Genomic DNA, 6,739 nt, shown 5'->3' on the forward strand with positions numbered 1-6,739 from the left:
GGCTCGTTCCGTGAGGCAGTGTCGGAGCGCCAGTGTGCCGTGTGTTCAGGGAGGCGAACCAGCGGTAGTTTCAGCCACTACCGAGGTGCCTCGCAGCTTGCCGGGCAGCGCCAGGGCAATCAGCACGCCGAACAGGGCGATCCCGCCGCTGACCAGTACTGCCCGCTGCAGGCCCAGCGCATACCCTTGCTGCCAGGCGGCCCCGCTCAAGCCATCGAGGCCCTGGTTGGCCAGCCCCACCAGCAGCGCCAGGCCCAATGCCCCACCGATCTGCTGGACGGTGGAGGCCATGCCCGAAGCCACGCCTTGTTCGCCTGCTGCAACGCCCTGCCCGGCGCACACCCACATGGCGGTCCAGGTCATGCCCTGGCCGATGCTGAGCAAGGCAATCGGCGTCAACAGGCGAACGAAAGCGCCATCGCTGGGCAACATCCAGCCAAGCCAGAGAATACCCACGCCACCGGCCAGCAAGCCGATGATCAAGGTGCTGCGCAAACCCAGGCGGGCCAACGCCTGTTCGGCTATGCCAATGCCCAGGGTGCACACCAGCGTCGCCGGCAAAAACGCCAGGCCACTGGCAAGCACGCTGTAGCCGTAGATCTGCTGGAAGTACAGGGCCAGGAAGTAGTACTGCACGCTGAAGCTGGCCATGAACACTGCGGTCAAGCCCATGGCCGCGCGCAAGCCCGGGGTGCGCAACAGGCGCAGCGGCATCAAGGGATCGCGGCTGCGGGTTTCGATCACCACGAACACCGCCAGGCAGATGAGTGCAGCCGCCAGCACCGTCCAGAACAGCGGCCGTTGCCAGCCCCAGCTCGGCCCTTCGATCAGCGCCAGCACCAGCAGGCTGCCACCCAGGGTGATGGTGAGGGCGCCGGCCAGGTCGAACGAGCGGCCTTGCGCCGGTGCTGGATCGGCTGGAATCCAGTACCCGGCGGCCCAGGCACAGGCGCCCGCCAGCGGTACGTTGACCAGGAACACCGCCTGCCAGCCTAGCCACTGGGTGAGGACCCCGCCGAGCAAGGCACCGAGGGCCAGGCCTGCTGCCGAGGCGGCGCTCCAGATGGCCAGGGCGCGGGTACGCGGCGCCCCTTCGGCGTACTGGCTGTTGATCAGCGCCAGGGTGGCGGGGAACAGCAAGGCGCCCGCCAGCCCTTGCAGCGCCCGCGCCAGAACCAGCACTTCAGCCTGGTCGGTGAGGCCGCCGGCCAGCGAGGCGATGGCGAACAAGGCCTGGCCGAGCCGATACAGACGCCGCCGGCCCAGCAGGTCTGCTGCACGGCCGCCGAGCAGCAGGCAACCGCCAAAGGCCACGCCGAAAGCGCTGATGATCCACTGCAGTTGGCGCGGGCCGATGGCCAGTTGCTCGCCAATGGTCGGCAAGGCGACGAAGACGATGGTGTAGTCCAGGGCAATGATCAGCTGGGCGCAGGCCAGCAACAGCAGCATCAATGCGGGGTGGCGCGGGATTGGAATCGACATGCGGGGCATCCTTGGCAAGAAGGCGCCAGTGTCATTCATGCGCCAGGCATGATAAATACGCTGCCAGTCCTTTCAGTAATGACTTTAATCATGGACCTGAACACCGTTGCCCTGCTGCTCAAGGTCGCCGAGCTGCGCAGCTTCACCGCTGCGGCCGCCAGCACCGGCTTGACCCAGTCCGGGCTGTCGCGGGCAATTCGCCGCCTGGAAGAACAACTGGGGGTCAAGCTGCTGCACCGCAACACCCGCAGCGTCAGCCTGACCGCCGACGGCCTGCTGTTGCGCGAGCGTTGCGCACCGTTGCTGGCCGGGTTCGAGGAGGTCGAGCAACTGCTGCTTGACCGCCGCTGCGAGCCCAGCGGCACCCTGCGCCTGAGCCTGCCGTCGGCCTTTGGCCGCATCGTCATCCTGCCGCTGCTGGGTGAGCTGACCCAGCGCCATCCCGAGCTGGTGGTGGACGCGACCATGACCGACCGCCTGGTTGATCTGACCGAAGAAGGCTTCGACGCCGCCGTGCGCATCGGCCCGTTGAGCGATGTGCGCCTGGTGGCCCGGCCCCTGGCGCCGATGCACTGGGTGACCGTCGCCGCCCCCGCCTACCTTGCCCGCCACGGAGTGCCGCAGACCCTCGAAGACCTGGCCCGGCACAACTGCCTGGTGGTGCATAACCCCTACCTCGGGCGCCGGGTTGACTGGCAGTTCGTGCAGCACGGTCGGCTGGTCGATCTGCAGGTCAGCGGGCAAATGCTGTTCGATGTCGGCGACCCGCTGATCGATGCGGCGTTACAGGGTTTCGGCATCGTTCAGGTGATGGATTTCGTCGCCCGCCAGGCCCTGGCCGACGGGCGCCTGATACCAGTGCTGGAGCCATTCGCCGGCCGCTGTCGTGAACTGGCGTTGGTGTATCCACCGTCACGCCAGCATTCGCCGCGCCTGAAGGTGTTCAGCGATCTGCTACAGGAGCGCTGGCCGTCAGCCTGGAGCTGACGATTGTCTTTTGCCGGGCGCCGGGCCTATAGTCGCAGCCGGCGTCATCCACGCCACCCGTCCGCGGAAAGGGCTGCGCCCAGGCTGTACACCCCACATTCTTGTCTACGACTCCCGGCCTGACAGCGGACAAGGCTCGCACAAGGAGTTCGTATGTCCGCTCGACTGTCGTCGCCGTCCCATGACGGGCGCATCAACCTCGAACAACAACGCAAGCGCGCCAAGGAGCTGCTCCAGCGCCTGCGCTCGGGTGCCGCGCCCGCACAGCTGGCACAACTCAGCCCTGCCTCACCACGCCTGGCCGATGCCCAGTGGCTGATCGCCCGCGACCTGGGCTTTGCCAGCTGGCCCAAGCTCAAGGCGCATATCGACGCCATCGACTTTGCCGCCCGCCACCCGCAATTCATCGCCGATGACGAAGCCGCTACCCAGCATTGGCGCTGCGGCAACGACATCAGCCACGGCTTGCGCCTGGCCGGGTTCACCGGCGCCTTTCACATGCTCAGCGACCCCCTGGTCATGGGCCCGGTGCGTGATGTGCCGGCAGCGCCTTACCGCGCCCTGCGCTGCGACTACATCAGCCAGGCCTATGGCCTGGAGCACCCTGAGGTGCAGCGCAAGATGGAGGACGAATACGCCGATCTGGCTCGGCTCGACGGCTGCCCCGGCGCGGTGCTCTGGTGCGAGGCGGATGCCTATGACCAGCTGTTCCTGATCCGCGTGCTGGCCGGCTTGCACAACCCGCCGCAGTGCTTGGAGCTGATCGAGATCGACCGCATGCCCGGGGTCGAGCGCTTTATCGGCATCGGCCAATTGGCCCCCGATGTGCTGGCCTGGTTGTGGCCGCAGCGCCGGGCAGTGGATGTGCCAATGCTGCAACTGGCGCGCGAGGCCTGGGCTGCTTATAGCGCACCGTCGCCACACGCCTGGGCGCAGTTGGCCCATCGCCAGGACCTGGCCCTGCCCTTGCTCGCCGCTGCGCTGTTGCGCCAGTTGCAGGAACTGCCGGGCGTGGAGGATGGCCTGTCGCTCAGCGAACGCCTGGCGCTGCAGATCATCAGCGAGTTCGGCCAGGTGCCGTTCGGCCGGGTATTTGCCGAACTGATGGGCAAGCGCGAGCCGCTGCCCTATCTGGGTGACATGATGTTCCATGCCCTGCTGCGGCCGCTGATCGATTCGCCCACGCCGCTGCTCATCGAAGCGCAGGCCGAGCTGGAATGGCCGCGTCAACCTTTGAGCCTCACCCCTTTGGGCGAGCGGGTGCTGGCGGGCCAGGCCAACTGGCTTGACCAACAGGCCCCCGAGCGCTGGGTCGGTGGTGTGCGCGTGCTGGCCGGGCAAGGTCACTGGGCGCTGGACCGCGACCTGTGGCCGGTGTGGCGCGGGTAAAAACTCCGGCGATGCGCTCCTGGGTTTCGCGGGGCGCATGTCACGTCCCTGTGCACGGGGTCAGCGTTGCACGGCGGTGGTTTTCAGCCAGGTCTGAAAGTGCAGCGAGCCGACGATGGCATCGGCATCCGGGGTCAGTGAACGGTCGTCGATCGGCGCGCCGAAATAGGTGGCTGCAGGGTCGGCAATCACTTCCCGGGCATCTTGATTGTGTTGCAGGTAGCTGCGCACGAAATCGGCAAGCGGCAGTCGATCGGGGCCGGCGACTTCGAGGGTACGGTTGGCCGGCGCTTGCTCGGCGAGGTTGGCCAATGTCAGGGCCACGTCGGATGAGGCCACCGGCTGCAGCGCGGCGGCGGTGAGGCGCACGCGGTTGCCGTCGGCGCCGGAATAGGCAATGGCGCCCATGAACTCGAAGAACTGCGTGGCGCGCAGGATGGTATAGGGCATGCCCGAGGCCCTGATCAGTTGCTCCTGGGCCAGCTTGGCGCGGAAGTATCCGCTGTCCTGCATGCGCTCGGTGCCGACCACCGACAGGGCGATATGGTGACGAACCCCGGCCTTCTGTTCAGCGGCCAGCAGGTTGCGCCCTGAAGTCTGGAAAAACGCCAGCACCGCGGCGTCTTCGAAAGACGGTGAGTTGGCGACATCCACCACCACATCGGTGCCCTGCAACGCCTGCTCCAGGCCTTCGCCGGTGAGGGTATCGACGCCGGTCTTGGGCGAGGCGGCGAGCACCTTGTGGCCGTTGGCGCGCAGGTTGTTGCACAGCTGGGTGCCGATCAGGCCGGTACCACCGATCACGACGATTTTCATGGCTGCTTCTCCCGGGGCGTGTCGCAACCCATTATTTTACGCCGCGCAGCTGTAGCCCGCGCGCCAGCAGACGAGCGTCATGCTGGCTGATCCGGTACAGTACGCGCCGCTCGAGAGATGGATCCCGGGCCAATTGTCATGGAGTTATGCAGTGAAAAACCTGAGCAAAGTTGTCGCCTCCGGCCTGTTCGTCCTGGCCCTGGCAGGTTGCACCGGCACCCCGATGAAAACCCAGCACTACAACGCCGACCAGTACACGGTGATCGGCCACAGCGAAGCGAGCGCCACCGGCCTGTTGGTACTGGGCATGATCCCGGTGCGTCAGAACAGCCGCTTTGTCCGTGCACAAAATGCCGCGATCAAGGCCAAGGGCGGCGACGCGATGATCAACACCCAGGTCCAGGAAAACTGGTTCTGGGCCTGGGTACTGACCGGTTACACCACCCGGGTGTCGGGTGATGTGGTCAAGCTGAACAACGTTCAGTAACGCCTGAACTGCGAGCGCTTCGCGCTCGATCGCGGGGCAAGCCCGCTCCCACAATGGAACTGTACACACCGACCCTGTGGGAGCTGGCTTGCCAGCGATGAGGCCGGTAGTGTTGCCTGAATTACGAGCGCTTCGCGCTCGATCGCGGGCAAGCCCGCTCCCACAATGGAACTGTACGCACCGACCCTGTGGGAGCTGGCTTGCCAGCGATGAGGCCGGTACAGCCAGCACACCAGGTGTTGCCTGAATTACGAGCGCTTCGCGCTCGATCGCGGGCAAGCCCGCTCCCACAATGGAACTGTACACACCGACCCTGTGGGAGCTGGCTTGAACTGGCCTAATGATTTTGGACACCTTCGTCGGGCGCTATTATGGCGCCCAATTGGAGGCAAAATCAGTGCGAAAATCTTACTCGAACGAATTCAAAATCAAAGCTGCCGAGATGGTGCTGGACGATGGTGAGTCAGTCCCTGATGTCTGCGAGAGCCTTGGTCTAGGGCGGACCGCGCTTCGTCGCTGGGTCGAGCAACTGCGCCAGGAACGAGAAGGTCAAACACCAGTCGGCGCCAAGGCCATCACTCCAGAGCAGCAGCGAATCCAGGAGCTGGAAGCGCTAGTCCGGCAAAAGGACCGGGATATCGAAATCCTAAAAAAGGCCAGTGCTCTCCTGCTTCGGGACTCCAAGGATCGTTCTCGTTGATCAACGAACTGAGTGAGCAATTTGGTGTTTTCGACTGCTGTCGCGTCCTTGGAGTTCGGCGCAGCAGTTTCTACGCATGGCGAAAACGCCAGGGACGAAAGGATCCGGTCAGAGAGGATCTGCGTTCAACGATGGCCAGCCTTTTCAAGGCCTCTCGTAGCTCTGCTGGGTCGCGAACGCTGGTTCGGGAATTGCGTCGTGCTGGCCATAAAGCCGGGCGATACAAGGTACGTATGCTGATGAAGGAAGCCGGTCTGCAATGCAAGCAACGCAGGCCGCATCGTTACCGATCATCGGGCACAGAAGCATTGATCGCGAGTAACCAGCTCAAGCGAAACTTCAACGTCTCGACGGTCAACCAGGTGTGGTGCGGCGATGTCACCTACATCCAGGTAGGCAAGCGTTGGCTGTACTTGGCGGCTGTGATCGACTTGTATGCTCGCCGAGTGGTGGGCTGGGCTTTCTCAATGATCGCCGATGCCCGGCTTGCCTGCGAGGCGCTACGAATGGCGGCCGAATCTAGAGGTAGACCGGCTGGAGTGATGTTCCACTCGGATCAGGGCTGTCAGTACACCAGCCATAAATTCAGGGCTGCTCTTGAGGAGTACGGTCTGGAACAGAGCATGAGTCACCGAGGCCAGTGCTGGGATAACGCCGTCATGGAGCGCTTCTTCGGTGCATTGAAGTCTGAGTGGATGCCAGCAGAAGGTTACGAAACCGAAGCGCAAGCACAGTTAGACATCCAGGCTTATCTGATGCGTTACAACCTTAAGCGTCTCCACAGCTACAACGGCTATGAAACCCCGGTAGCCATGGAGAAAAAGCTCAAGGTTGCGGCATGAACCTAAACCGGTGTCCAAAATCTGTTGACCAGTTCA

General features: G+C 64.2%; 6 protein-coding genes. 4 read left to right on the top strand and 2 right to left on the bottom strand.

What is annotated here, in order from left to right:
- Positions 1 to 45: 45 nt before the first annotated feature.
- Positions 46 to 1,449 carry an MFS transporter gene (locus tag CCOS864_RS15380; protein ID WP_115087135.1) on the bottom strand — a complete coding sequence of 468 codons (1,404 nt, stop codon included), beginning with the start codon at positions 1,447 to 1,449 and terminating at the stop codon, positions 46 to 48.
- 123 nt (positions 1,450 to 1,572) lie between these two features.
- Here CCOS864_RS15380 and CCOS864_RS15385 point away from each other — a divergent pair, with 123 nt between their 5' ends.
- Both CCOS864_RS15385 and CCOS864_RS15390 read left to right on the top strand, forming a co-directional pair.
- Positions 1,573 to 2,469 carry a LysR family transcriptional regulator gene (locus CCOS864_RS15385; RefSeq protein ID WP_115087091.1) on the top strand — a complete coding sequence of 299 codons (897 nt, stop codon included), beginning with the start codon at positions 1,573 to 1,575 and terminating at the stop codon, positions 2,467 to 2,469.
- Positions 2,470 to 2,622: 153 nt separating this feature from the next.
- Complete coding sequence (locus CCOS864_RS15390; RefSeq protein ID WP_115087092.1) at positions 2,623 to 3,858, top strand: DUF1835 domain-containing protein; 1,236 nt, start codon at positions 2,623 to 2,625, stop codon at positions 3,856 to 3,858.
- A gap of 60 nt (positions 3,859 to 3,918) precedes the next feature.
- Here CCOS864_RS15390 and CCOS864_RS15395 read toward each other — a convergent pair whose 3' ends face one another.
- Positions 3,919 to 4,674: an SDR family oxidoreductase gene (locus CCOS864_RS15395; protein ID WP_115087093.1), complete on the bottom strand. Its 756-nt coding sequence runs from the start codon at positions 4,672 to 4,674 to the stop codon at positions 3,919 to 3,921.
- Positions 4,675 to 4,825: 151 nt separating this feature from the next.
- Here CCOS864_RS15395 and CCOS864_RS15400 point away from each other — a divergent pair, with 151 nt between their 5' ends.
- Both CCOS864_RS15400 and CCOS864_RS15405 read left to right on the top strand, forming a co-directional pair.
- Positions 4,826 to 5,161, top strand: a complete 336-nt coding sequence (locus tag CCOS864_RS15400) for a hypothetical protein (protein WP_115087094.1) — start codon at positions 4,826 to 4,828, stop codon at positions 5,159 to 5,161.
- Positions 5,162 to 5,501: 340 nt separating this feature from the next.
- A protein-coding gene (locus tag CCOS864_RS15405) for an IS3 family transposase (RefSeq protein WP_244211900.1) occupies positions 5,502 to 6,703 on the top strand; the annotation gives its coding sequence in 2 pieces (ribosomal slippage) (positions 5,502 to 5,808 and positions 5,808 to 6,703; 1,203 coding nt in all).
- Positions 6,704 to 6,739 lie beyond the last annotated feature (36 nt).

The sequence above is a fragment of the Pseudomonas wadenswilerensis genome (assembly GCF_900497695.1).
Classification (GTDB): Bacteria; Pseudomonadota; Gammaproteobacteria; order Pseudomonadales; family Pseudomonadaceae; genus Aquipseudomonas; species Aquipseudomonas wadenswilerensis.

What these genes read in the sequence shown, in the direction of transcription:
- CCOS864_RS15380 (WP_115087135.1), bottom strand. Translation starts at nt 1,449, where the DNA reads ATGCTGCTGTTGCTGGCCTGCGCCCAGCTGATCATTGCCCTGGACTAC.
- CCOS864_RS15385 (WP_115087091.1), top strand. Translation starts at nt 1,573, where the DNA reads ATGGACCTGAACACCGTTGCCCTGCTGCTCAAGGTCGCCGAGCTGCGC.
- CCOS864_RS15390 (WP_115087092.1), top strand. Translation starts at nt 2,623, where the DNA reads ATGTCCGCTCGACTGTCGTCGCCGTCCCATGACGGGCGCATCAACCTC.
- CCOS864_RS15395 (WP_115087093.1), bottom strand. Translation starts at nt 4,674, where the DNA reads ATGAAAATCGTCGTGATCGGTGGTACCGGCCTGATCGGCACCCAGCTG.